Genomic DNA, 25692 nt, shown 5'->3' on the forward strand with positions numbered 1-25692 from the left:
TTTAATGTTTGCGGAAGAGCTGTTAACCACCAAGCCCCCAGATTATAGCCTTGTGGCATCTTGGCAAAACAATTTCTTTGACCAATTAAAGACTGATGTATGCTGTAATGCTCTAAATCAGCAAGAGATTTTCTTGGATTTAGCTTGTTTTTTCTTAATTCGAGGGATTGCGCTAACCCCTGTTTGAAATAGCTCCCGCACATCTAAGTCCTTTAAATTATGAGACTCCAACTTAGTGTCTTCAGTTTCAAACCCTGGCTGACTAAAAACAACTCCCCGCTTTTTGTTTGGGTTAAAAACACCCTTATAACCTTTCAAATTATATTGAAGAATCCCCACATTTTCACAAGAAGGAATGATTGCACGATGCCTAAGAACTCGCCCCGCTAACTGAATAATGGAACGCGTAGACGAAGGTTCAAGAATGGCCCAATCAAAATCATGATCACGGCCCACTTCTTCCACGGGTGTAGCGACTAAAATAAAGATTACGTTTTCAACTTCTGCTTGGTTTAAATGTGTTTTTATAACTTTATTCTCGAATGTTGCTTCGGGAGGTTTTCGTCTTAACACTTCATCTAAATGCTTTTCCTGGCAGCTGCGCATCAACAGCACTTGATCGCTATGGTAGGCCATCACCTTTACAGAAACATCTTTTGGCCAACTCGCTTCTTTTAAGTAATCATTCAAATTGATACAAGGTTGTATATTTGCCATGCGGACCACACCAAAAGAAACATTTTTCTTGGAAAAATCCCTATTATTACCATAATAATCACGATGCATCTGAAGAATAGAGGCTTTTATCGTTTCAAAATAATGTTTCTCAATCGATACTTCATCAGTAATATCTTTTTCCTCAATGTGAACGAGCTTTAGTTTTCGTTTAGGCTCACCTTCTTCCAAATTTGCAATCCGTGTATTAACAAACGCTAAATGCTCATCGGCATATGCCTGCTCATTTATTGATTTAACCTCCACTTCAGACTCATCAACCCAACCGCAGCCAATACTTTCTTCATAACCTCGACTTGCCGCAAACAATGTCCAGCCACTTTGATAAGCTTCAAAACACCCCTGAGCTAAACCTGGAGTAATTGTCGCAGATGAAATCATAACTTTTTTACCAAATAGCCCCGCTAAGTGAATTAAACGCGTTATAGCGGCTAAGTCGCTATGAGAAAAATCATCAATTTCATCAATGACCAAATCAGAGGACATTAAACGCAAACTTGGCAATATATAACGGCCTCCTCGCTTTGTCTCTGTAGCTTTCATTATATGGTCAATTGTACAGGCTAGAACAGGTGCATAAAGAATTTTCTTCTCTTTATCCTTCGTTAGTAAAACATCCAATGTTTCACCTAGAAAAGTCTCATCAAATAATACGTTTCCTTCAAAAAGCTCTTCTGCTGACTCTGAACCACTCTCCTCTAAATTTCCCACCATATCACTCTGGCTATGATTACCTGCATGGAGATCTAACACTGCCTGTGAACCAATAATGACCGCTAATTCAGAACTATCTAAGCCAATTTTATCTCGATACTCATCCCCCGTCTGCAATGTCAATGTTCTCAACCCCAAGGCCAATACGTAGCGCAAACTATCACGGTCAGGTGATAGTGAGCGCATCATTTTTGCATTGGCGATTGTCTTACCACACCCTGTGCTAGCCATATTGACACAGAAAAATCCAAACGGTCGTTCATCATACTTAACATTGCTATCACGCCACTTGGTAATTTTTTTAGCAGCCTCATCTTGCCATACAAAATCACCTTGACTGCTTTTTTTCAGCAATTCAATATCATGAGCCACTGGCAAACCGTTCTCGAAAAATGGCAATCGGTGCACGACATGTAAGGCCTTTTTTGCTACACCAACCAAATGCTCATCGAGTTTTTGTTTAAGCTGCCTGTTATCTCGACTCGTATTAGCATATAAATCAATTTCCCCACCCCAATTTTTATCAGCATCCTGCGATGAATAACAATAATCACCTAACATCAAAGATAGTCGAGCATGATGTAAAATCACTTTCCACACACCCGACTGAATAGCTTGCTCTGCCAACGCTTTAGAAGCCAACAATGACTCTGACCATTTTTTAACTTGCCTGACCCAAGCGTGAGAATCTTTCAGCAAGCCATGATTAAAACTTAGACACTCTTTTACCTCTATGTCAGATCTGTTTTTATACCCATAGTCTTCTACAATAACTGAAAGTAATTGCTGATAATCCTCAAGTCGATAAGAACCTTCTCTATTCTGCTTTCCATCAGCAGGTAATTTGTGGTGAGTTAGAATTAGCCAAGCAACCAAACTAGCCACAGGGGGAAGCCCTTTAAGAGGTGCTTTACAATAATCACCTTCAAAATCTCCCACTAATCGTTGCTCACTAAAATCTCCAGCAATCAGTCTAGACAACCATTGTTCATCGGTATCGTCTCCAACTAAATTTTTAAACAATAAACATGAAATCCACTCATGTCTCAAAGGGTCGCCTTGCTTTCTATTCTTCCCCCGCAGTTTATTCTGAAAACAAACTGAAGCTTTTCCCCAGTCATGTAATAATGCTGCTAAAGCAACAATCGCCTTCGTTAAAGGCAAATAGTGCCAATCTGTTTCAACTCCAGGCAACATAAAGGCTTTTGATGTTGTGTTAACCGGAACTCTGCCTTGAAAATCAAAACAGTTGCGCCGACCCACTATCCAAAGCAATTCACTTTGCGAACGACTCCTAACCCAATGACAACTGACCGATGTGTTCTTGCTAGCACTTTTACGCAATAATTTTTTTACAGCAACCAGGCCTTCTCGCGTCATTACTGTTTGCCAAGTTCTATCGCCAATTCTCTCAGAGAAAGCATCTAACACTCTGCGTGTTCTCAGCAAGGCTTTTTTTTACGCACTGAGATACAAAAGTAACCATCATAGCTCTTTTGCTCCCTGCGCGATTGACTTGATCGAAGCAAACATAAAATCTAATGCTTTATGATCCATAAACGCCTGAAGACATTTTGAGCGAAACTCTTGCTCTGAGTGTTTTTTTTGCGCACAAATGAAAGACCAAGGCAGAACAAGAGCGTCTTTTATAAGATCAGCCACATCAAAAACGAGCGCACCTCTACGTGTCTTCCCATGCATCACTGCAAATCCATGAGGGATCCCTAGCACCCACAATGCAGTGGCCGCTAAACCATAAGCAAGGTAATTACCATGGTTTAAAAATTGATTTGCATAGTCCCCCTCAGCTGAGTGTTTCCTCTTAAATGAGTCCATATTTGTCTTACTCGCTGCGTACTTATACAGATTTTTTTGCAAACTCAGCCTCAGCAGTAAGCAAGTGCCTAACACTACTCACCTCATCTACTTTTTTTTGAAATCGTTGCAAAGCTAATTCAATATCACAGTCATCTACGTAGAACCCTGCACTCGATAATGAACTGTCCTTCTCCCAACTTTTATTTAAAAATTCAATACGTAATTGCTGAAGCTTCTTAGCAGCGCTTAACCTTTTACTGTCATCAAACCAAAAAGACAGCCAACCTTGCAGATACTCTGTAGGACGGTATTCGTTTTGAGGCGTCATCCATTCAACCTCATTAGCCATCAATAAAGGGGTTCCTCCTCCGCCACAAAAGCCAACCAATACACCCGCTTGAGCTAGCATTCTTACCGCAGCTTGTGTAATCGATGTTCCAACACCAAGAAGAATGACTGTTGTATTCGCAATTGGTATATTCCAATAATTCTTCCCTTGTTTATCCTCTGTCAAGTACAAAATCCGACCATCCTTTTGCATCACTCGACATTTCTCTAAGTAATATAAATTGGCACGCTTTGAGTGCAATATCGCCTTTAAGTCAGTCAGCTGTTCCACACACACCCCAATAGCAAGAGTTTATCCAAGCGATTAGAATCAAACTTAGCATAACTAGCACTCAATAAAAGATCAATAAATGACTTTATCATTCAATAAATTTTACTATGAACTAATATTCAATTTAATCAACCGATAAGGATTGGCAAGTGCACGGTTACCCGAACCTCTTTTAGGATATGGCGATTCACCTCACATCCATGATCAAACGAGCCAGATAACCGTCCAATAACAAAAAAGCCGTGCGAATCAGGTAAGCATCCAACTAAAGAGTCGGGGCATAGATCGCAGAGTCTGTCATAAGCGATTACAAAAAATAAACTACAACTCTCCTTAGTTCAGGTGCTATCGCCCCACCTATCCTGCAGTTATTTACCCAAAAAACTCAATGCAGTACCTCAAACACCCCAGAAAGCCCCAGGAGTAACTTACTGGTATCTTCGATCATGCTCATATCGTTAATCAAGAACAAAGCCTGGCTATATAAAGTCGACATTAACTGCTAATTTATTCATTTAAAAAAATAAATAATTGTCCAACCTTTCTCAAGGTTTTTTAAAAAGTTTCCTTAGCATATTTGTCAATTTTAAGTAAAAATATCCATTGACTGTTGCACTTTTAAAGATTCAGTGTAGAATCGCAGCTATCTTTCCTCATGTAGGAAAGCCCCGATGCTATTAACATCTGAGCACACCCGTTAATAGCATTGGTTTTTACCCTTCTAAGGCATCTGCTGATTCTTGTAAATTTTCCTGATCACTGAACGAATTGCGACTGTGATCGCTCAGCGCATACATCCGCAATACCGAGCGATAAGCTCCTTCGACAAAAATTTCATCAACCAGGACAGATTCAGCAATAAACCCAGCCTTTTTATACACATGAATCGCCTTTTCATTGCGCTGATCGACAAGCAAGTAAACCTTGTGCAAATTCAATACATTAAACGCATAACCCAGCACCTTCTCAGTCGCCAGTAATGCATAACTGCGCCCTTGATGATTCGGGTCGATTAATACACTATATTCTGCATTGCGATGAATATAATCGATTTCTATCAATTCAACCAAACCCACCACTTCACCCTGATTATTTTCTATGATAAAACGTCGCTCTGATTGATCATGAATATGTTTATTATACAGCTCTTCAAGCTCTACGAACGATTCGTAAGGCTCTTCAAACCAATAACGCATCACACTAAAATTATTATTCCAACGATGAACTAAAGGAAGGTCATTTTTTTCTAGCGCCCGTAAGCGTATACGATCAGCATCCACAAAATATCCTCTTTTTACCCGACATATCCTAAGCATATATCAGCTAAAAAGACTTATGCAAATGCGATCGCTCCCTTAGCAACGCCTTCAAAGGCTTTGACTTTAAATTCAGATAACGGATATTTTTCTTTTAATTCTTGGGCGATAAATTCAGCGATGCATTCAACCGTTGTATCAGAATTTAAAATTTCACAGTTTTCTTTTAATATTTTAAGTTCAAATAAACCTTGTTCTGATCGATAACAAAAGCGATAAAAGTTATCTTTTTCTTCTATCGTATCAATATTTTTGTTATTTTTTCTGTTGAAATTATGTCACATAAGTCTTCTTTCGAACCTAAATAAATATCACACCAACGCTTTGCCCAGTTTTTTTCTTCAATCAAATTACGCTGATTATTTTCATAAATTTCTATCGTCGATCGATGACCATGCACCATACGTTGGCAATCACCAAAATGATGCTTTAAACCATGAGTATAATGATAGAGTTCGTGCCTAATTTTCTCAGGTCGTAATGAAATTCTAACCTCATAGACATTCTCTGGTACAGCCGCTTCTAAGATCGGCAATAAGTAGGTTTTAACACTCTCTATATTAACCTCTTTAGCCTCAAGCAGCGCAACCGCCTGTTCAGGCGCATTATATTCAAATGCGTGAGCGCCCAGATACTTAACTTGACATTGGTGATCATCAATCTTAACCGCTAAATCTCGTTGATGTTTGGCAATAACAAACTTATGATCCACCGTGCTATCGATAACCTGTTTCAATTGCTTTTTAACGTGCGCAAAATCAAAGACCATATTCTCAGGATTTAAATCGCCATAAAGCTCTATATCGACAATCCAGCTTTCACCCAAAATACCACGATCATGATGCAAATAAGAAAAATCAATCACTGTTAAATCATCGACAAACAAACCCGCCATTGATCCTCCCCAATTATCCTATTCATCACACCGCAAAAGAGGCTCATTCTAGCGGTTTATCTAGTCTGCTGCAAACACTACGAAAAATGACCATGCTGGTCTAGCTCTCTACGCAGCAGAGTAAAAAGTAAATGATCCACTCGCCGCTCTCTCATCGTCAAATATTCGCGCAAACAGCCTTCTTTAACAAACCCGAGCTTTTCTAATAAACACTTGCTTGGCTGGTTTTTGGGTATCACTAAAGCCACAAGACGTTCTAATTTAAAATAGTCAAAGGTCCAGGGAATTAACGCACTCAGAGCTTCAAACATCAAGCCTTGCTGAGTATATCGATGATCAATATGATAACCAATTTCTGCTTGATGAATCGGCTCAACAAGCACTTGAGCAATATGGCACATACCGATCAGGTGATTATTTAAAAAAAATCCTATGCGCGCCGAACGCTTTTCTTGATATAAAAATACATTCTCTGCCAGTAAACTCGCCCAATACATTGGCTGAAAGTATTCATCATTGTGATCGATATCCCAAGGACTATGAAAGTGACGATTCTGCGCTAAATAATCCGCGAAATCTTCTGCATCACCCATATCCAATAAACGCAGAGTCAGTCGTGGACTCTGTAGCTGACAACCAGCTATTGGTGATCCCATACTAGCTTTACTCGTGGAGCTACCGCACACAATAAGGCATAGGGCACAACACCGACATGATGAGCGACTCGCTCCACGGGCAAACCATCCCCCCAAAGCGTGACTTCATCGCCCACCTGCGCCTGTGGATGCTTTACTAAATCGACAGTGATCATATCCATCGACACTCGACCTATTAAAGGTGCCTCAATACCACCCACCAACGTCGGCGTACCATCCGGCGCTGTGACTGGATAACCGTCACCATAACCAATAGCAACAACCCCAACACGCATTGGCCCGGGGCATTGCCAACGCATGCCATAGCCAATGTAATCGCCTGTTTGATAGTCTTTTACGCTAATTAAGTGAGAGCGTAAATTCATTACCGGACGTAAACCTTCGTCAATTCCTGATTTTTTTCCTTGCCAAAGCCCCACACCATACAATAAACCTCCAGGGCGAATGATATCGACACACGATTTTGGACAGTTAAAAATCGCCGCTCCATTGGCAATGCTTTTTTCAGCATCTAAGCCTTCCGTCACTTCAATAAAACGATTTAACTGCTGCTCGGTATATTCAGGGCTGGTATCAGAAGATGAGAAGTGACTCATCAACTTCACTTCTTTAACATTCACACAGTCTTGTAAGCGTTGATAAAGCACTCTGGCCTGATCCGCTGCAAAGCCTAAACGCCCTAATCCGGTATCAAGCTTTAACCATACGGTCACAGCAGCATTAATTTCGGCCTGCTCTAAGGCGACAATCTGGCTTTCTTCGTGAACCACGATCTCTAAATTATATTTAGAAACCAGCTCGAGTTCAGACGCCTGAAAAATCCCTTCCATCAGCAAAATGGACGTTTGAACCGACATACCAATAAGACTCATCGCTTCTTCTATCGCCGCCACCCCCAAGTAATCAACATAAGGGGCCAATACTTTAGCTGCATCCTCAAGGCCGTGACCATAGGCATTGGCTTTGACAACACCAACAACTTGGCAACCTGGAGCATGGGATCGAATATGATTTAAATTATGGAGTAGCGCATCCCGACTTAAATGCGCTTGAGTCTTTCGTGCCATTACTGCCCTATTATTTTTGCTCGCTTCCGTTAGCTCTTAATATTCAGTATAGGGCTTGAATGACGAAAACGCGCTTTAAAAATAACACATTATAAAATAACTTATTTTTAAAGCAACGCACTCAATCTAAAGAGTTTTGAAACTCTTTGGGCTTATTGTTTGGCTAAGCTATGCAACCATCGTCACAACAAGCTCATAACATACAACACAAGCGAAGGCGAAACCAACACCAAGCAAGGCCTTTTCAAAGCCTGGTTCTTGGCTCTCTTCATCGTTTGATTCAACCCAGTTTTCATTGGCTGCCTGAGAGCGTGCCGCGGATACGGTATCTACTGGCGCATTTTTTTGATAGAGCGGCGGTTCATTATAAAATCCGGCCCACCAACCTTCGGTCCAGGCAGTAAAAGCCGTCTTATCACTTGAATCATGGGGGTTATCAGTTTCGGGCAGCTCTTCTTGTGCTGCTTCATAGCCAGACATCCATTCACTCGCATAGTCGGTCACTTGAGTATGCAATAACAACTCTAGCTCACCTTGTACATTCTGCTCTGCCATCATCCTTCTCCTCGCTCCAAAATTTGATATACCTAATTAATACTTAAAGTTATATGCACTTACGTACCAAAGTGGGTATACCCAGTATAAAGTTGTGCAAATGCACAAACTGTGCGAGATCTCTCATATGCGCTAAGGAAAATCTTAAACCCTGCCACAGACTTTGTCTAGTTTTTGATGTTATTGTAAAATATTAACTTTTTCTTTTCTCTGCCAGTTTTTATATAAAATTCAAACAAGAGCAATCATCCACTTTTTTTAAAGTCTGCTTAATCCCTTCTCAATCATGGCAAATCATTATAGAATGCTTAACTTTTATACACATAGAAACTAGATATTTTAACATCAAGATAAAACAAAGTGAGGATGAGAGCAGATGCGCTTTCCAGGCAAACGCAAAATTAAACATTACTTTCCTATCAGCTCTCGTGGCAAAACCCACATTGAAAACCACTCCTTTAGCAAGCGCGGCAATACCTATATCACCGGCGTGACGCAAGTCCTTGTTGATATCGAAGCCCATGTTGATGAATCCCTCCTCGCTGAATATGGCTTGAAAAAAGGCGAGTCCCTCCTTATTGGCGATCAAACTGCAGATAATCTATACAGCTATTTAAAAAACAATGATTTAATTATCAGCGAATATGCTGGCGGCACCATTGGTAACAGCTTACACAACTACTCAGTCCTTGCTGATGATGTCTCTGTACAATTGGGTGTGATGAGTGAAAACATCGGTATGCAAGATTCCGCCTATCGTTATTTATGCAACACCAGCAGCCGTGTTGACTTAACTCATCTGCAACCGGTCAGTGGTCCAATTGGCCGTTGTATTACCTTAATTACCTCTGATGGTGAGCGTAGCTTTGGTATTAACTCTGGCGTCATGAATCAACTTTCGGCAGATTACGTCAAAGAAGAGACCATTAAAGATACGGTGCTTTTAGGGATTTCTAGCTATATTTTGCGAGATGAAAGCTTACCAATGTTCGAGGCAACGCTAAAAGCGGTCAAACTCGCGAAAAAGCATAACGTCCCCGTCGTCTTGACCTTGGGCACCCAGTTTTTAATTAACGAAAAACAACAGTTTTTCTATGATTTTATCAACGAATATGTCTCCATCATCGCCATGAATGAAGACGAAGGCTATGCTTTAACGGGCCATAAAGATCCACTATTAGCCAGTCAAGCGGTATTAGACATTGCAGATCTGGTCTTAACCACCGTTGGGCCGCAAGGGCTTTACTTAAGCGGTTATACTGATAAAACCAAAGCACGTCAAACCTCTAACCCGCTACTCTCGGGCGCGATTAGCGACTTTAACCAGTACGAGTTCAGCCGTCCCATGCGCAAAAGCGACTGCCAAGAGCCATTACAGGTCTTTGCCCACATTAACCCTTATATGGGAGGGCCAGAGAAGATCCAAAACACCAATGGCGCAGGTGATGGCGCTCTCGCTGCACTCTTTCATGATATGGCAGCCAATCATTATCATCGCACTGTATTACCTAACTCAAGCAAACATGATAGAGCCTATTTAACCTATTCATCGTTCGCCCAAGTCTGTAAATACGCAAACCGTGTGAGCTATGAAGTGCTCGCACAAAATGCCACACGACTGTCACGTGGGCTTCCTGATCGCGAAGATAGCCTAGAGGATGGTTACTGGGAGCGTTAGGCTCCCTGAATTAGACTTATCGCCTTAACCCTTCGTTAATAACATGTAAATATACTTTAACAAGCAAACTTCCCTCTTGCTTTTTATTTTTGCGCCCTTATCTTATAAGGTGACCACTAAAACAGAGGATTTTTTATGTATCAACAGCAGTCGACGGTTCAGCGTAATACGTCACTCTTATCAAGCCATAAAGTATTGAGAAGCACTTATTTCTTGCTCTCTTTAACCCTATTATTCAGTGCTGCAACCGCAGGCTGGGCTTTGGTAAGCAACGCTGCACCTGTTAATCCAATTCTTAATCTAATTATCAGTTTCGCCTTACTCTTTGCGACCATGAAGCTTCGTAATAGCTCCTGGGGCATAGTGACTCTGTTTGGTTTTACTGGCTTCTTCGGTTATGCCCTAGGGCCTGTGCTCAATTTTTATATCACTCAATTTAGTAATGGCAGCACCCTGGTATTGAGTGCGCTAGCAACAACAGGCGCGACCTTCTTTGCTATGTCTGCCTTAGCGGTGGCTAAGCCACAGATGGTCACACGCTTAGGTGGCATTTTAATGGCCGGCCTCATCGTTGTTGTTGTCGCCAGCTTATTGAATATTTTCTTACACCTGCCCGCATTGCAACTTGCGATTAGTATCATCGCCGCACTCGTCTTTGCAGGTTTCATTGCTTGGGATACCCAGCGCATTATCTCAGGTGGCGAAACGAACTACATCATGGCGACCATGAGCCTGTACTTAGATATCGTCAACCTCTTTATGAGCCTATTGCAGATCTTTGCCGCTTTTTCAGGCCGCGATTAAATAACAATCAATAACCTTTTTATAAACATTAAGGCCCCTGTTAGGGGCTTTTTTATTCGCCCGATTATTTTAACCCAAGCGAATTTTTAGAGATAACATAACAATAAAAACTATAACCCACTGAAATATAAAATTATATTTTTTATCTTACAAGACCAAATCAACATATTTCATCAGTCAATCAGACTGCAGCACAAAAGATATTGACAACTTAAATGATAATGATTATTATTTAGATATGGCTTTTCACTCAAAGCCGCACACCCCTAAAACGAGGCGATCCTTTACCCCAGGATCGCCTCTTCTTTTCTAGCCTCACAGCAAAAAACAATTAAAAGCGATAAGACAGACCAAAAGACAATAAATCAGTGCTCGCGACCTTGTTCAACATATCCTTTGTTGGCGTGCTATTTTTATTAATTCCTTCGGGCGTGTCACCAAAGGTATGACTATAAGAAATATTCACACCAATTGACGGCGTAAAGGAGTACCCCATCCCTAAGGCGACTTTAGGCTGAACCGCCGCATTAGAATCCGTTTGGCTAGGAAACAAATTACCATCGGTCTGCTGGTCAACATAAGCGAGGCCGGCTTTACCAAAAATATTCCAGCGCGCGCCAATTTGGTAAGATAAAACACCCAACACATCAGCAGAATCACCCTGGTATTTTAGGCTCGAACCAGAAGACTTATAGCAGCTACTGGCATAACGAGCAAAACCAAGCTCTGCGCCATAACGTAAGCGCTGGCCACCAAACAAATAGCCCGCGGATAGGCGACCTGAAAAACCACCGCTGTCACTTTCTAAACCATTTGCCGAACCCGTATCTAGCTTTCCATAACCGACCTGGCTCTGCACATAAGGGCCTGTCCCTGCAAATGCCTGCACAGCCATAAAGAAAGCGACTATCCCTAGCCATCTTTTCATCGCAGCCTCCAACCAATATGCCTTATTCTACTATTTTTTTATTAAACTAAGTTCACACGCGCAAAGCGGCGTTTACCGACTTGCAAAACGTGCTCTGAACCTGCGGACATTAACAAGCCTTTATCTTCAATGCGCTCACCATCAATACGTACCGCACCTTGCTTGATCATCCGCATTGCCTCAGAAGTGCTCCCGACAAGGTTCGCAGCCTTCAGTATATTCCCAATTGCCATCTCTCCGCCAGTATCTACGGTCACCTCTGGCATATCATCGGGCAAAACGCCTTTTTTAAAACGATTAACAAACTCATCATAGGCCGCATCTGCAGCAGCTGCTGAGTGAAAACGCGTCACAATCTCTTTAGCCAACTCAACTTTAGCATCACGTGGGTTCATCCCTTCTACAACCGCTTGCTCTAGGGCTTTAATCTCACTCATCGGCTTAAAGCTGAGTAACTCATAATAACGCCACATCAACTCATCAGACACCGACATCATTTTGCCAAACATCTCACCGGCAGGCTCTGCAATACCGATATAATTACCGAGAGACTTGGACATCTTTTTCACACCATCCAAGCCTTCCAATAGCGGCATGGTAATCGTTGTTTGTGGACGCTGGCCATATTGACGTTGTAACTCACGGCCCATCAATAAATTAAATTTCTGATCCGTGCCACCAAGCTCAATATCCGCCTTCATTGCCACCGAATCATAGCCTTGAACCAATGGGTACATAAACTCATGAATAGCAATCGCCTGATTATTACTGTAACGCTTAGCAAAATCATCACGCTCAAGCATACGAGCCACTGTATAACTAGAGGCAAGCGCAATCATATCGGCTGCGCTTTTTTTGCCCATCCACTCCGAGTTAAACATGATCTGGGTTTTGCTTTCATCTAGAATCTTAAACACCTGTGCTTTATAGGTCGCGGCGTTTTTCTCAACTTCTTCAGGAGAGAGCGGCTTACGAGTAATATTCTTGCCTGTCGGATCACCAATCGTCGCCGTAAAGTCACCGATCAAAAATAAAATTTCATGACCTAAGTCTTGTAACTGGCGCATTTTATTTAAGACAACCGTATGGCCTAAATGCAGATCAGGAGCCGTTGGGTCCATCCCCAACTTCACACGCAAAGGCTTACCTTCTGCTAACTTTTTGACCAGCTCATCTTCAACAATGATCTCATCTGCACCACGTTTAATAATTTCTAGCGCCTGGGCCACCTCAGACATTGATTATTCCTCTTTTTACTTGCCGACTTGTTTAAATAGCGTCTAACTTTAAATTAAAACCATAACGTTTGACCGAGATGTTCACAGATGGATATTTCTGAATGAAAAAGCAGCTAACGCTCCCCATCATTGCTATCACATTGAGCGTAAGCTTTTTTGTCGCTGTGCTCGGCTACCTATTGTTCAAGGATAATACCACAAGCCCCCCAGTGGCTAAAGTAAACATTATCGAAACCAAGCCTAGTAAAAATGCTATCGCACAAGCATTAAAAACAAACCAAAGCCCTGTCACTATTTCAGCAAACCAAAAGCAAGCTTTACAGACCCTAAGTGATAGTGAAGACATAGATGCTGATTGGCAGAGCTTTACCGTCGGTCAAGGTGATAGCCTTTACTCTATTTTAAAAGATGTCGGTCTGCCTAAAAACACTTTATCAGCCTTAAAAAAAACCAAACACTTCAAAAAACTCAGTCAGTTAAAGCCTGGACAAACCATAGAATTTCTCATCGAATACAAAGATGATGATGATCAAGGACAGCTTTATAAATTGCGTTACTCTCTGGACAAACTAAGCTACATCCTTCTAAAACGTACCAGTAAAGGCCAATTTAAAAGCGAGAAAATATCACTCGCGACTGAAGTTGAACGTCGTTATGCCACCATAGAAATTAAAAACTCACTCTATTATGATGGACAAAAACAAGGTGTCAGTGATCGCATTATTCACCAACTTATTGACATCTTCGGCTGGGAAATCGACTTTGCCCGTGATTTACGTTCAGGCGACCGCTTTAGCTTCCTATATGAAGTGTTCAAACATGAAGGCAAGAAGGTTAAAATAGGCAATATTCTAATCGCTGACTTTAACCATAAAAATAAAGTCCTAACGGCCATCCAATATACTGACCCACGTGGCAATATTGGCTACTACAACAAAAAAGGCATCAGTCTTGAGCGTGCCTTTATGCGCCACCCTGTTAAAGCCCGTATTAGCTCTCGCTTTAACTTAAGACGCATGCATCCGGTGTTAAAAAACACGCAGACCCCATCGCGGGGTTGATTATGCAGCGGTGCGGGGCACTCCGATCAAAGCAACCGGTAATGGCCGGGTGAAATACGTCGGCCGCAAGGGCGGCTATGGCCGTGTTATTATTGTCCAGCATGGCCCACGTTACACAACACTTTACGCTCACCTAAGACGCTATGCCTCAGGTATTCATCGTGGTAGCATAGTCAAACTTGGTCAAACCATCGGCTATGTAGGAAGCTCAGGCATGTCAACGGGACCCCATTTGCACTATGAATTTCGCATCAATGGTGTTCACCGTAACCCAATCACAGTTACTTTACCCAAAGCTAGACCTATTGCTAAAAAATACCGCAAGGACTTTCTAAACAAAGCTCAAGTACTACTCAGCCAACTTGAAAATAAAACACATATCCAGGTTGCACAAACACAATGACGATGCATTATTATATCGGCCTCATGTCAGGCACCAGCCTCGACAGCATCGATGCTGTCTTAGTTAAAGGCGAAAATAACACCCTAACTATTATTGATGCTTTAAGTTACCCGATCTCCCAAGATTTAAAACAAAAAGCGATTACAACACCAACGCAAGAAACAATTAGCTGGCAAAACTACCTTTATCTAGATGTCGAGTTCGGCCGAGTATTTGCAAAAGCCGCGAACACATTGATCCAGCAACATCCCAATTTAACCATTCAGGCCATTGGCTCTCACGGCCAAACGGTATTTCATGCACCAACAGGCTCCCACCCTTCATCAATCCAGCTTGGAGATGCGAATATCATCGCCAGTCAAACAGGCATCACAACAGTCTGTGATTTTCGTCGCCGTGATATTGCTTTAGGAGGCCAAGGCGCACCACTTGTTCCTGCATTTCATGAGGCCCTGTTTAAATCTGACAAAATTACCCGAATTATTTTAAACATCGGTGGCATTGCCAATATCAGTGTATTAAAGCCTGGCACACCGACCTATGGCTATGATACCGGGCCAGGCAATATGCTTATGGATAGTTGGATTAAACAACATCAACATAAAAACTATGATGAACAAGGTGCCTGGGCTCAATCAGGAAAAATTATTCCTGAACTGTTAACTCAACTACTAAAAGAGCCTTTCTTTAAATTACCCCCCCCGTAAAAGCACAGGGCGTGAACTATTTAACTTAAATTGGCTACAAGCTTATCTTTCAGATCATTATCAACCTGAAGATATTCAAGCCACTTTACTTGAACTCACTTGCCAATCAATAGCAAATTCAATTCAAACAGAAGCTAATACAGCTGAAATCTATTTATGCGGCGGCGGCTCTCATAATCAACATTTAACTAAAACCCTAGAAAAGCGCTTATCAAACTTCTCTATTCAAACAACAGCAGCTCTAGGGCTCGATCCAGACTGGGTCGAAGCAGTTGCCTTTGCTTGGCTGGCTAAACAGACAATAGCAAAAAAACCAGGCAATCTACCTAAAGTCACTGGCGCTCAAAAAGAAAGCCTATTAGGTGCCGTTTACTATGCCTAACTTCAAAGCCATTTAATACTAAACTTAATATTAAAATAACAACATGAAAAAACGAACAGATAAAAGCCTCTTAATTATCTCAGATTTATTTGGTATAGACCACATAAAGCAAGACAACCACTATCTGCAAGAAGTATCTCAGCAATATAGCCAACTCGGCTATCAGCACTATATATACTCCGCTCCAGAACTTGCCAAAATAAAGCACTCTCACCAACTCACCGAACAAGAATTACACTGTCAATTCATTCATAAAAACGCTTTAGAAAAAGCTGCAGAGAACCTAGTAAATGACCGATCAAGCTATGACTTAGCAATTGGCTTTAGCATTGGTGGCACCATGCTCTGGCAAGCCGCTTTGAAGAACTCAGGGCTTTGCCGCGCTTTGATTTGCATTTCTTCAACTCGACTTAGGTATGAAAAAAGTCGCCCCTACATGCCCCACATTTGCTCTTTTTGGTAATAAAGACCCATATAAGCCAACAACAAATCACTTAAAAAATCTCGGTATTGAATATAGCTTTATAAAAAATGGTGAACATCACTTTTATAAAGACCTTCACCACTACAAAGCACTGTTGACCAACAACGCCATCGACCTCAATAGCTCATTAGCTTTAAACTAACTATTTTTACTTTTTACGCTGATACCGAAGAGTAATTCCATTTTAGCAATTCCCAACCACTAGAGTGATTATAATCTAACTCGCAAAAATGACCTGTTTTAATTTTTACTTGTTTCTTTTCTACAGCTTCTTTCATGCCACCAGTAAACAAGCTATTAATAAAGGTCAAACTGCCCTGGCTACCAATCGCAACAATCGTATCATTATCATCATGTCTTTTAATTAAGCCTTCAAAAAAATCAGTAACACTCTGAGTCATATCCTTTTCAGTCATTTTCCAATCATGCGGTTTGCCCACGGGTATTTTTCGCTCATGTTGCCAAGCTTGCCAAGCTTCAAGACCAAATTTTTCAATCACTTCATTGGTCTCAGCACTTTCCCCTTTCGTTGTCAAACCTGCCCACACACCATAATCTAACTCAAGTAAGCCCTCATTTTTATATAAAGGTATTTCAACGCCATGTTTCGCTAGAAAATATTCGCGAATAATAACCGCCATTTCCCAAGTTCGTACTAAATGATTCGCATAAAGCGCATCGGGCATAATATTATTATTATCAAGATATATCGCAAAGTTGCGAGCTTGCTGTCGCCCTGTTGCAACAAGGGGGATATTATTATTACAACCACTCATAAAAATACGCTCACCACCTTGCTGATCAGGGCCAAAAGTATTGCCGTGCCGACATGCAAAAACTTTCATTATAAAATCTCCCCATGTTGGCGAATATGCGCTTCAACCCGCTGGATATCTTCAGGACTATCAACACCTCCTGAAATCGCTCCGGCAATAAATTGAACTGGCACAGCCGTAATGCTGATATTATTTTCTAAAAAGCGTAACTGCTCTAAGCCTTCCAAAGCTTCATAATGGCTCTCTGGTAAATTGACAAATTTTTCTAACACATCATAACGATATCCATACAAACCAATATGCTGATAAACCGGGGAGCAAGCACTTTGCTTGCGTAATTTTTCTTCTTTACGAATACCCGGGATAATATTTTTTGGAGAACCATAAAGCACGCGAATTATTATCAATAATCGCCGTTGTCCCACTAAAAGGAGTTTTCTTTTTATTCTCACGCAATTGATCAAGCTCATTCCAAGCTAAATTAACCACAGGGGTAATCACTTCGGCTTCTTGGTTTTCACACGCCTTTAGTGAGAGCGCGCGGATAAATTCAGGCGGCGTTAATGGAGCATCACCTTGCAAGTTAATCACAAAATCAGGCTTATCTTCTAAACTTTTTACCGCCTGATAAGCACGGTCTGAACCCGTTTTGCACTGATCTGACGTCATAATCGCCGGTACACCGAAGCTCTCGGCATGCTCGACAATTCTGTCATCTTCTGTAGCAATATAGACTTTTGCCTCTTTTATATCCGCACAAGCTGCCTTGGCAATTTCACTCACACGCTGTAACATCGTTTTGCCGGCAATCTTAACCAATGGCTTGCCCGGCAAACGAGTTGAGTGGTAACGTGCTGGAATAATAATAGCTAGTTTCATTAGTATAGTTACCTTATTTGTTTTATATAGTTAGAATTTAATTTTATTATTTTCTCGTGTTCACTGCTTTAGTCTGCACATCACTCCAAGGCCCATACACGTGGTACTGGAAAACAAGCGGGTTTGAAACTTCACTGGACACCGCTTTTTCAAATAACCATAAAGCGCCTGCAATCGGTGCAAATGACAAACCACCGGCAGCAAGCGCAATCACTGGAATACTGCCACTCACTTGCGGCACGGCGCCCACCAGAAGATCTACATTCTTTTTAACAAAGCCCACTCTACCACCAATCGAAAGCTGCAAGTCAGGGCCTTTAACCACTGTATCATTCGTAAATAAATTACCATGAAAAATAGAAAAAAGCCCAGTCAATTCACTAAAGGCTAATCCTTTTTGCAAAATACCTGTGGAATCAAACTTAATGCGTTGCCAAAATGAGTCGACATTAAACACATTAATTAAGCTAATAAGGCCAGGATTTACTTTAGTAATATGTCCCCCAGTTAAATTCATCTGAATTCTGCCTAATAATGTGGATGGTTTAACCGCCGTTACCAAACCCGGCCACTCAAGGTCAAAAGATACTGATCCCTTACCACCACCGATTAAGTTATGTATACCAAGACTGTCAAGGGATTTACCCACATCTTTAAAGTGGGCTTCACCTTTTATAAATGAAGGATTTTTTCGTTTAATTAAATTTAATTCACCAACCGCATCAACTGTATAGTTTGGGTCAGTTAGCTTTAACGAGTCTAGATGATAACCATAAGTCGATGGCACTAATGACAATTCAGCTGATTGGAAACGATAATTTTCATAAAGCACATTGTTTAACTTTGCAATAATTTTTGGCAAGTTTTTAGTATTTTTGACAAAACTTAAATCTTTATTTTTATCTTTAAAAATAGACTGATACCAATCAAATATAGCCTTAGCAGTATTTAAATCTGTTTTAGAAGCTATAAGATCAAGCTCTGGATTTTTGCCACTTTTGTATTGGGCAGTTCCAGCCAAAGCAGAGCTTTTCACATCAACGTTAAAGCCCGTTTTTTTCTGATTTAACTTCACAGAGGCACTATCAAGTGTTTTTTCCCCAATGATTAATTTTTTCACATTCAAGTTTAAAGAATCAAAAGCAACTTTACTCACACTTTTATCTGTCTTTGAAAGCAGCTTTTGAATGACTTTTTCCCAATTATTTAGATTCAAAGTGTCAATATGGCTTTGTAGCGACAGCAAACCATCCTGCCCTTTCTTCGTAGTAAAACCACCATTAAGCTTTACTTGATCACCATATTTTAAGTTAATGATCTGGTCTTGGTTATTTTTCTTTTCATGCAGATAAAGCACCACTTTACTATCAATGCTTTTATTAAAAGGTGCGGGTAGAGAAGATGATAAGCCTTGCAAGTCTGAATGAACGACTAAATTACTGGCATTATCATCAAAACTATATTCTCCTGACAATGGCGCACGGCCATGCATAAAACCATCAAGATCAATACCAGCTAAACCCTTAACTACCTCAGCAGAAAGCCAAGATTCAAAATCAATCGTTGTGACTGTTTTTTTCCTATTTAGTTTTGAATTAATATTAAAATTAACAGGTTGCCCATAGATGACAGCTCGTGCGTTTTTTAACAAAGACCTGCCCTTTTTCATTAAAGCTAAAATCACCAAATAAATTAGTTAAAGCAACTTTTTTATCGGTAAAATCAACTGCAGTATTTTTCAAATCAAGCTGACCATTAATATTACTTGGTTTATTTTTATCTTTATAGCCAAAAGGTATTTTCAGCTTTAGATTAATCACCCCCTGACCAGCAGATGCTTTAATATTTTTAACTAATTTTTTCAGTGGGCTATCGGCCAATAAAGCAATCCCTTTTGCAACATCAAACCGGCTATGACCTTGAATATACAAATCCGTCGGCACTCCTGGCATAATATCAGGCATTTCTAAATTAAGGTCACGCAGCCATAGCCCTGCCATCAAACCTTTTTTACCAGTAATCGTTAACTTAGGTCCAGCAAATGTAACTCGTGCATCACCTTGAGTAATCAACGGCCAACCATAAGTTGTATCTAAGCTACCATCACTAACATCAAACTGGACGAAAAACTGCCCCTCACCATTGGTAAAAGGAAAACTTGATAACGGTCCATTTAAAACAGCAATACCTTTGACTTTTCCAGCAACCAAAGCTTTTTGTAGCCAAACAAATAACTCAGGATTGACTCCTTGACGCGGCAAAAACGCTTTAACGGCTTCTGGCGTGATAAGAGAATAATTTAGACGGCTTGTAATAACAGGAGACTCTTGATCATGGAAAAAGATATTAACTCTTCCTCCTAACTGAGCCTGCTTGTTGTGAATATTAATTTGACTTACGGTCAGCTCAGTCGCAGAAGTTAAGCGATTAAGCTGTATTTTCGCTCGAATATTTAATAATGGTGTCTGGCGTTTTTCCGCCTTTGACCACAACCAATGAAGTTTAGGGCTGAACATATCAAAAATAGTTTGATCAGCTTTCAATATGAGCTTGCCAGAAACACCGGTAACTCCAGGCTGATGTTCACTGGGCAAAACACCTAAATCAACAAGATCCACCGTAAGCTTCCAACGACGATTAGACTGCCAATAACCACTAATATTAGAAATATAGCCTTGTAAAGTACTTAATCGGTCAAGTTCATTTTGATATTTCAAGCCCGTTGTATCAAATAAATAAGTTAACGGCACTAACGGCTTAAGTGCTAAGCCAGTAGAATTTATTTTCCAACTAAAACCACTATAGTCTAAATTTAAGCTGATTGGTTTAGGATAAGACTGCCCATTAACTCTCAACTCCGGCAGCAAAAACTGAGCCTTATCATCACTAATGTGGCCTTTAAATACTCCTTTAACAGATTGTAAAGCGCTGACACGCGCACCTTGTAAAGAAAATCGTGCAGAAAACTGTGCGTTTTCTAGATTCCCTGAAAACCTCGCATCAGTATCTATTCGGTAATCTTGCTTAGCCACTTTAATTTTAGCGAGACTGAACCAAGAGAGTAATAATTTTTGAGCTTGCAAGTGAATATTCGCTGATTTAAGGCCACCTAAAGATGTTTTCTTCACCTCAGCAGTAACAGATATTTTTTCATCACGTGCGCCCGTTGCGAGCAGTTTTAAGCGACTCGTTGCTTTTGCTGAGCTGTCCCACAACACATTAAAATTGAGACTATCTTTAACTTTGCCTCGTTGTAGATTGAGACGAACATTACTAAAATTCACCTTTTTTTGGGCATTAAGCCAGGGGAAAATAGATAAAGGAGAGCGCTTTGCTTTTTTCTCAAAGTGAGCCTGATCGATATCAAAGTTAACCGTTGCATCTCGCACAATGATATCATTGGTGCTCAATCGCCAATGCCATAAGCTTTTTAACAAATTAAAGTGGACATGGTCATACTTTATTTTTGCAGACCAGCCTTGTTTTTCATTGCTTATTTCAAGGTCTTTCACCTCAAATGCAGGGGATAGCAAGCTATCATCAACTGTCTTGACACTAGCCACTTTTAAAGTGACCCCCTGACTCTTTGCGAAACGCTCTAGCCATATTTTTGGTTGGCGTAATTCATTGTGCAAGAAGTAGGCTGTCGCACCCAACATAAGCGCCAGCACTAAAATAGTATCAATGCATAACCAAGCCCAAAAACGCCAACGCATTATCACACCAGGACAATATCAAATTGTTCTTGCGTATACAGTGCTTCTCCTTGCAAACGAACAGGTTTAGCAATTTGTGTTTCTAATTCCGCCAAATGGCTAGACCCCTCATCCAACATATAGTCCACCACATTTTGCGCAGCCAGAACCAGATACCCTGAGGCATTGTACGTTTTTACCTCACGAAAAATTTCGCGGCAAATTTCATAGCAAATCGTTTCTATCGTCTTGATTGAACCTCGACCTTCACATAACGGGCATGGCTGACACAGTGTATTTCTTAAACTATCTCGGGTGCGCTTACGTGTCATTTCGACCAGCCCAAGGCTTGAAACACCACTAATGGTAATTTTAGCATGATCCTTGTCAAAACTTTTCTCAAGCGCCTCAAGCACCAACTGTTTATGCTCCTCTTTTTCCATATCAATAAAATCTATAATGATAATGCCGCCTAGATTACGTAACCTTAATTGATGACCAATTGAAACAGCCGCTTCCATATTCGTTTTAAATATTGTTTCTTCTAGATTTTTATGGCCGACAAAGCCACCCGTATTCACATCGATAGTCGTCATCGCTTCTGTTTGATCAAACACTAAATGCCCACCAGACTTTAAAATAACTTTACGCTGTAAAGCCAGTCCTATTTCTCGCTCAACATTATATAAATCAAAAATAGGCCGCTCACCGACATAGTAATGCAACTGCATACGTGCTTCTGGCACATAGGCTTCAGAAAACTCACATAGCTTTTGATAACCCTCTTGGGTATCGATACGCAGTTTATAGCCTGGACGCATAAAGTCACGCAATGAACGAATCGCCAGTGGCAATTCACGGAACACCACTTGTGGTGCTTCTAATGCATGAACACGTTCAGATAACTTTTGCCACATGTGCTTTAAAAATGCACAATCCGCCAATATCGTGCGCTCATCCATGCCTTCTGCGGCAGTACGAACAATATAGCCCTTAGCCTCATCTTCAGGAAGGTGGCCTGCAAGCAAACCACGCAAACGCTCACGCTCTTCTTCACCTTCAATCCGCTGAGACACTCCAATACGAGCTAAATCTGGCATATAAACCAAGCAGCGCGATGCAATCGACAAATGTGTAGTTAAACGTGCACCCTTAGTTCCCATAGGGTCTTTAACCACTTGAACAAGGATTTTTTGACCCTCATAAAGCAAAGACTGAATATCAGGTAATGGTGGGGCCTCTTCCTCTTCACTGTCTTTCTCAACTAAAGGCACAACATCAGAGACATGCAAAAATCCAGTTTTTTCTAAACCTAATTCAATAAATGCCGCTTGCATACCAGGCAGCACCCGAGCCACAATGCCTTTAAAAATAACACCGACTAATCCCTGTTCATTATCACGCTCAATATGAACTTCTTGCAAGACACCATTTTCAACAATAGCAACGCGTGTTTCTTGAGGCATGCAGTTAATAAGTATTTCATCGCTCACTCGTATCCCCTAAGGCTCTTATTTTAAATTTTTGTAATAGTGCATTTGTTTCGAATAAGGGTAACCCCATCACCGCCGAAAAGCTCCCTTCTAAGCGTTCGATAAATATTGCAGCCAAGCCTTGAATGGCATAACCACCCGCTTTATCGCATGGCTCACCAGTCTGCCAATAATCCATAATATCTTGCTCAGTCAATGAACGAAAATAGACTTTACTTTTCACCAAAATACTTTCTTGCTGATAAGAATTTACACAAGAAACCGCGCTATACACCCAGTGTGAACGCCCCGATAACAGTAATAACATCTTCTGTGCATCAGCCTGATCAATCGGCTTTCCTAGTATATGTTCATCACAAACAACCGCGGTATCCGCAGCTAAAATAATATTATTTTTTCCTGGTAATTGCACAAGACCCGCCTGTGCTTTTTCTCGAGCCATACGCAGAACATACTCATCGGCACCTTCATTGCTTTGTATACTTTCGTTAATATTAGGATTTAATGTTTGAAATGACAGATGAAGCTGGCTAAGTAATTCACGCCGCCGAGGAGAGGTTGATGCAAGATAAAGTTGTGCGGACATGTTACTACTACACCTTAATAAGCTACATTTCAGATTTATCATCTTCGGTAGCCAGTGTAACAAAAAAATTAACCGCGCTCACGCCTCCCGAATAGACTATTTAGCAAAAGCTGCAATAACGGCCACATAACAAAAGAAGAAAGAATTGTTAACTCACGCCAAGGTTCAAATAAGAGAGCACTATTTTCAGGGCTCAACCAATATTGAAAACCAAATAAAGCCGCCTGGTAAACCGCAGTCATTGCCATCACAAAAAAGCTTGTTGTAACACAGGAAAGAGCAAAAAACGCTTGCGAAACTTTTGCACTAAATAAACCAAGGCCAGCAATACAATAGCATGCACCCCCAACACATTCGCATGAATTACATCCAAAGCCAGCCCAAATAACAAAACAACACCTAATGGAATCATATTGGGGGCTCTGACCGTCCAATAACAAATAATTAATAATAGCCATTGAGGCCAAATATACATCGTCCAGCCTGAAATAACTAACATTTCAAAGACAAGCGCCAATAAAACAGTCGCTAAACCAATTACTCGCCAACTTAAGCCTTGCTTTGATTGGTAGGTATATGACCTCATAGCTTGCTACCTTTTTCTGTCTTCCCTTTTACCACTTCGACTGTCTGTGCATTCTCTGCTTGAGGCAATTTTGTTTTTTCCTGCCAGACCATCATCACTAAGCGTCCACGATCCATATGTGCTGCAGGGGTGACTGTCACCTTTGCAAATGCAGCCCCCGGATTACGTACAACTTTACTGACAACGCCTGCCGGGTAACCGACAGGAAAACGCCCTCCCATCCCAGATGTTAATAAAATATCACCCATCTTAATATTTGCCGTATCAGGCACATGCTTAAGCTCTAAGTTGCCGCTTTTTCCTTGTCCGGTTAAAATTGCACGAACACCACTGCGCTGGTCAAACACAGGCAAGGCGCTATCAGAATCTGACAGAAGTAATACTTTTGCACTCCAAAGCCCAACAGAGACCACTTGCCCTAATACCCCATAGGCATCGACAACCGGCTGACCAACATACACACCGCTGCTTGTCCCCTGGTCAACGATGATAATTTTCTTATAAGGATTTGTTTTAACCTGGACCACCTGCGCCAAACGATAACGCTGAGGACTTAATTTATGGCTTGCATTCAATAAGGACTGTAATTGCTGATTCTCTGTTTTAAGAACAAGTAGTTGCTGCAACATCACCTGTAATCGCACAACTTCTTCGTTCAGTTTTTTATTCTCAGCAAATAACTGATAACGCTCGCTCACACTGTGCTTTAGCCAACGACTAAACTGATAAGGCATCGCTGCGACGTACTCAAAAGGATAAAGCGCACTTCCTAAAGTAAGCCGCATTAATTTGGCCTGCTGTGTGTAGCGATCCACAAAAAATACCGCCCAAGCTAAACCAAACCAGAATAAAAAATGTAAAGCCAAACGCTTGCGCCCACTGCGATACTGCTGCATAGCCGCACTCTACTCTGTCGCTAAAAAGTCAAAGCCCCGCTCATCAGCAAGCTCAAGCGCGCGTCCACCACCACGAGCAACACAAGTTAAGGGGTCTTCTGCCACCAACACTGGCAGGCTTGTCTCTTCCATCAATAAACGATCTAAATCCCTTAATAAAGCACCGCCCCCGGTTAGCACCATGCCTTTTTCGGCAATATCAGCAGCAAGCTCAGGAGGAGCTTGTTCTAACGCAGCTTTGACTGCACTGACAATCCCCATTAAAGGCTCTTGCAAGGCTTCTAAAATCTCATTGCTATTTAAGGTAAAACTGCGCGGCACCCCTTCTGCAAGATTACGTCCACGCACTTCCATTTCTCTCACTTCATTGCCAGGATAGGCTGAACCAATTTCATGTTTAATACGCTCAGCCGTTGCCTCACCAATCAAGCAACCATAATTGCGCCGAACATAGCTGACGATGGCCTCATCAAAACGATCGCCACCAATGCGCACAGAAGCAGAATAAACGATACCGCTCAAGGAAATAATAGCAATTTCAGTGGTTCCACCACCGATGTCTACAACCATAGAACCTGCCGCCTCTTCAACGGGTAAACCTGCGCCCACCGCAGCTGACATCGGTTCTTCAATCAAATAAACTTCACGCGCTCCAGCCCCTAACGCTGACTCTCGAATCGCCCGCCGCTCAACTTGGGTCGAGCCACAAGGCACACAGGCA

At 41.3% G+C, this 25692-nt stretch carries 27 protein-coding genes and 1 pseudogene; 7 read left to right on the forward strand and 21 right to left on the reverse strand.

Going from position 1 to position 25692, the window contains the following annotated elements; all coding sequences use genetic code 11:
* Positions 1-117: 117 nt before the first annotated feature.
* From cas3f to BGC07_RS06155, 8 genes are all read right to left on the reverse strand, one after another.
* Entirely contained in the window at positions 118-2880 is a 2763-nt protein-coding gene (gene cas3f, locus BGC07_RS06125; protein ID WP_158006881.1) for a type I-F CRISPR-associated helicase Cas3f, read from the reverse strand.
* A gap of 54 nt (positions 2881-2934) precedes the next feature.
* The gene (gene cas1f / locus BGC07_RS21920) at positions 2935-3327 is read right to left on the reverse strand and encodes a type I-F CRISPR-associated endonuclease Cas1f (protein WP_235602975.1); all 393 of its coding nucleotides are present in this window, start codon (positions 3325-3327) and stop codon (positions 2935-2937) included.
* Positions 3308-3886, reverse strand: a complete 579-nt coding sequence (gene cas1f, locus BGC07_RS21925; RefSeq protein ID WP_235602976.1) for a type I-F CRISPR-associated endonuclease Cas1f — start codon at positions 3884-3886, stop codon at positions 3308-3310. Before cas1f (BGC07_RS21925) ends, cas1f (BGC07_RS21920) begins: the two co-directional genes overlap by 20 nt.
* Positions 3887-4599: 713 nt before the next feature.
* The gene (gene speG / locus BGC07_RS06135) at positions 4600-5166 is read right to left on the reverse strand and encodes a spermidine N1-acetyltransferase (protein ID WP_069312386.1); all 567 of its coding nucleotides are present in this window, start codon (positions 5164-5166) and stop codon (positions 4600-4602) included.
* A 271-nt stretch (positions 5167-5437) separates the two neighbouring features.
* Positions 5438-6097 (reverse strand): 6-carboxytetrahydropterin synthase, encoded by a 660-nt coding sequence (locus BGC07_RS06140; RefSeq protein WP_235602977.1) that lies wholly within the window; start codon positions 6095-6097, stop codon positions 5438-5440.
* Positions 6098-6174: 77 nt separating this feature from the next.
* Positions 6175-6753 carry a GNAT family N-acetyltransferase gene (locus BGC07_RS06145; protein ID WP_235602978.1) on the reverse strand — a complete coding sequence of 193 codons (579 nt, stop codon included), beginning with the start codon at positions 6751-6753 and terminating at the stop codon, positions 6175-6177.
* Complete coding sequence (alr, locus tag BGC07_RS06150; protein WP_069312387.1) at positions 6738-7820, reverse strand: alanine racemase; 1083 nt, start codon at positions 7818-7820, stop codon at positions 6738-6740. The genes BGC07_RS06145 and alr overlap by 16 nt, the downstream gene beginning before the upstream one ends.
* Before the next feature lie 168 nt (positions 7821-7988).
* Positions 7989-8378, reverse strand: a complete 390-nt coding sequence (locus BGC07_RS06155; protein WP_235602979.1) for a hypothetical protein — start codon at positions 8376-8378, stop codon at positions 7989-7991.
* 373 nt (positions 8379-8751) lie between these two features.
* Between BGC07_RS06155 and BGC07_RS06160 the strand changes: the two genes are divergently transcribed.
* Together BGC07_RS06160 and BGC07_RS06165 are read left to right on the forward strand one after the other, a co-directional pair.
* Positions 8752-10053, forward strand: coding sequence for an inosine/guanosine kinase (locus tag BGC07_RS06160; RefSeq protein ID WP_069312389.1), 1302 nt, complete (start codon positions 8752-8754; stop codon positions 10051-10053).
* A 135-nt stretch (positions 10054-10188) separates the two neighbouring features.
* Positions 10189-10857 (forward strand): Bax inhibitor-1 family protein, encoded by a 669-nt coding sequence (locus BGC07_RS06165; protein WP_069312390.1) that lies wholly within the window; start codon positions 10189-10191, stop codon positions 10855-10857.
* A gap of 331 nt (positions 10858-11188) precedes the next feature.
* Here the strand turns inward: BGC07_RS06165 and BGC07_RS06170 are convergent, their stop codons facing one another.
* Both BGC07_RS06170 and tyrS read right to left on the reverse strand, forming a co-directional pair.
* On the reverse strand, positions 11189-11785 hold the full coding sequence (locus BGC07_RS06170; RefSeq protein WP_069313812.1) for an outer membrane protein: 597 nt from the start codon (positions 11783-11785) through the stop codon (positions 11189-11191).
* Positions 11786-11826: 41 nt separating this feature from the next.
* Positions 11827-13023: a tyrosine--tRNA ligase gene (gene tyrS, locus BGC07_RS06175; RefSeq protein WP_069312391.1), complete on the reverse strand. Its 1197-nt coding sequence runs from the start codon at positions 13021-13023 to the stop codon at positions 11827-11829.
* 101 nt (positions 13024-13124) lie between these two features.
* Here tyrS and BGC07_RS06180 point away from each other — a divergent pair, with 101 nt between their 5' ends.
* The 5 genes and pseudogenes from BGC07_RS06180 (at position 13125) to BGC07_RS06190 (ending at position 16039) form a co-directional block, all read left to right on the forward strand.
* The gene (locus tag BGC07_RS06180) at positions 13125-14084 is read left to right on the forward strand and encodes a LysM-like peptidoglycan-binding domain-containing protein (protein WP_235602980.1); all 960 of its coding nucleotides are present in this window, start codon (positions 13125-13127) and stop codon (positions 14082-14084) included.
* Between the two features lie 10 nt (positions 14085-14094).
* Complete coding sequence (locus tag BGC07_RS21930; RefSeq protein ID WP_235602981.1) at positions 14095-14487, forward strand: M23 family metallopeptidase; 393 nt, start codon at positions 14095-14097, stop codon at positions 14485-14487.
* Positions 14484-15194: an anhydro-N-acetylmuramic acid kinase gene (locus tag BGC07_RS23140; protein ID WP_268801622.1), complete on the forward strand. Its 711-nt coding sequence runs from the start codon at positions 14484-14486 to the stop codon at positions 15192-15194. The genes BGC07_RS21930 and BGC07_RS23140 overlap by 4 nt, the downstream gene beginning before the upstream one ends.
* A 49-nt stretch (positions 15195-15243) precedes the next feature.
* Positions 15244-15576, forward strand: a pseudogene (locus tag BGC07_RS23145) (anhydro-N-acetylmuramic acid kinase); the annotation flags it as partial.
* 43 nt (positions 15577-15619) lie between these two features.
* Positions 15620-16039: a hypothetical protein gene (locus BGC07_RS06190; RefSeq protein ID WP_069312392.1), complete on the forward strand. Its 420-nt coding sequence runs from the start codon at positions 15620-15622 to the stop codon at positions 16037-16039.
* Positions 16040-16215: 176 nt separating this feature from the next.
* Here the strand turns inward: BGC07_RS06190 and BGC07_RS06195 are convergent, their stop codons facing one another.
* From BGC07_RS06195 to BGC07_RS06235, 11 genes are all read right to left on the reverse strand, one after another.
* Complete coding sequence (locus BGC07_RS06195) at positions 16216-16905, reverse strand: histidine phosphatase family protein (RefSeq protein WP_069312393.1); 690 nt, start codon at positions 16903-16905, stop codon at positions 16216-16218.
* Positions 16905-17228, reverse strand: coding sequence for a cytidylyltransferase domain-containing protein (locus BGC07_RS21935; RefSeq protein ID WP_235602982.1), 324 nt, complete (start codon positions 17226-17228; stop codon positions 16905-16907). Before BGC07_RS21935 ends, BGC07_RS06195 begins: the two co-directional genes overlap by 1 nt.
* Positions 17185-17715: a cytidylyltransferase domain-containing protein gene (locus BGC07_RS06200; RefSeq protein WP_235602983.1), complete on the reverse strand. Its 531-nt coding sequence runs from the start codon at positions 17713-17715 to the stop codon at positions 17185-17187. The genes BGC07_RS21935 and BGC07_RS06200 overlap by 44 nt, the downstream gene beginning before the upstream one ends.
* Positions 17716-17761: 46 nt before the next feature.
* Complete coding sequence (locus tag BGC07_RS06205) at positions 17762-19366, reverse strand: YhdP family protein (RefSeq protein WP_069312394.1); 1605 nt, start codon at positions 19364-19366, stop codon at positions 17762-17764.
* Entirely contained in the window at positions 19323-21431 is a 2109-nt protein-coding gene (locus BGC07_RS06210; protein WP_069312395.1) for a YhdP family protein, read from the reverse strand. Before BGC07_RS06210 ends, BGC07_RS06205 begins: the two co-directional genes overlap by 44 nt.
* Positions 21432-21433: 2 nt before the next feature.
* Entirely contained in the window at positions 21434-22903 is a 1470-nt protein-coding gene (gene rng / locus BGC07_RS06215) for a ribonuclease G (RefSeq protein ID WP_069312396.1), read from the reverse strand.
* On the reverse strand, positions 22893-23489 hold the full coding sequence (locus BGC07_RS06220) for a Maf family protein (RefSeq protein WP_069312397.1): 597 nt from the start codon (positions 23487-23489) through the stop codon (positions 22893-22895). Before BGC07_RS06220 ends, rng begins: the two co-directional genes overlap by 11 nt.
* Positions 23490-23557: 68 nt before the next feature.
* Positions 23558-23731: a hypothetical protein gene (locus BGC07_RS21940; RefSeq protein WP_235602984.1), complete on the reverse strand. Its 174-nt coding sequence runs from the start codon at positions 23729-23731 to the stop codon at positions 23558-23560.
* Between the two features lie 5 nt (positions 23732-23736).
* A complete protein-coding gene (gene mreD, locus BGC07_RS06225) occupies positions 23737-24075 on the reverse strand; it encodes a rod shape-determining protein MreD (RefSeq protein ID WP_235602985.1) in 339 nt (112 codons plus the stop codon).
* Complete coding sequence (gene mreC / locus BGC07_RS06230; RefSeq protein ID WP_069312398.1) at positions 24072-24971, reverse strand: rod shape-determining protein MreC; 900 nt, start codon at positions 24969-24971, stop codon at positions 24072-24074. The genes mreD and mreC overlap by 4 nt, the downstream gene beginning before the upstream one ends.
* A 9-nt stretch (positions 24972-24980) precedes the next feature.
* On the reverse strand, positions 24981-25692 hold a 712-nt coding region (locus tag BGC07_RS06235), incomplete at its 5' end, for a rod shape-determining protein (protein WP_069312399.1).

Origin of the sequence: Piscirickettsia litoralis, assembly GCF_001720395.1 — a bacterium.
GTDB lineage: Bacteria > Pseudomonadota > Gammaproteobacteria > Piscirickettsiales > Piscirickettsiaceae > Piscirickettsia > Piscirickettsia litoralis.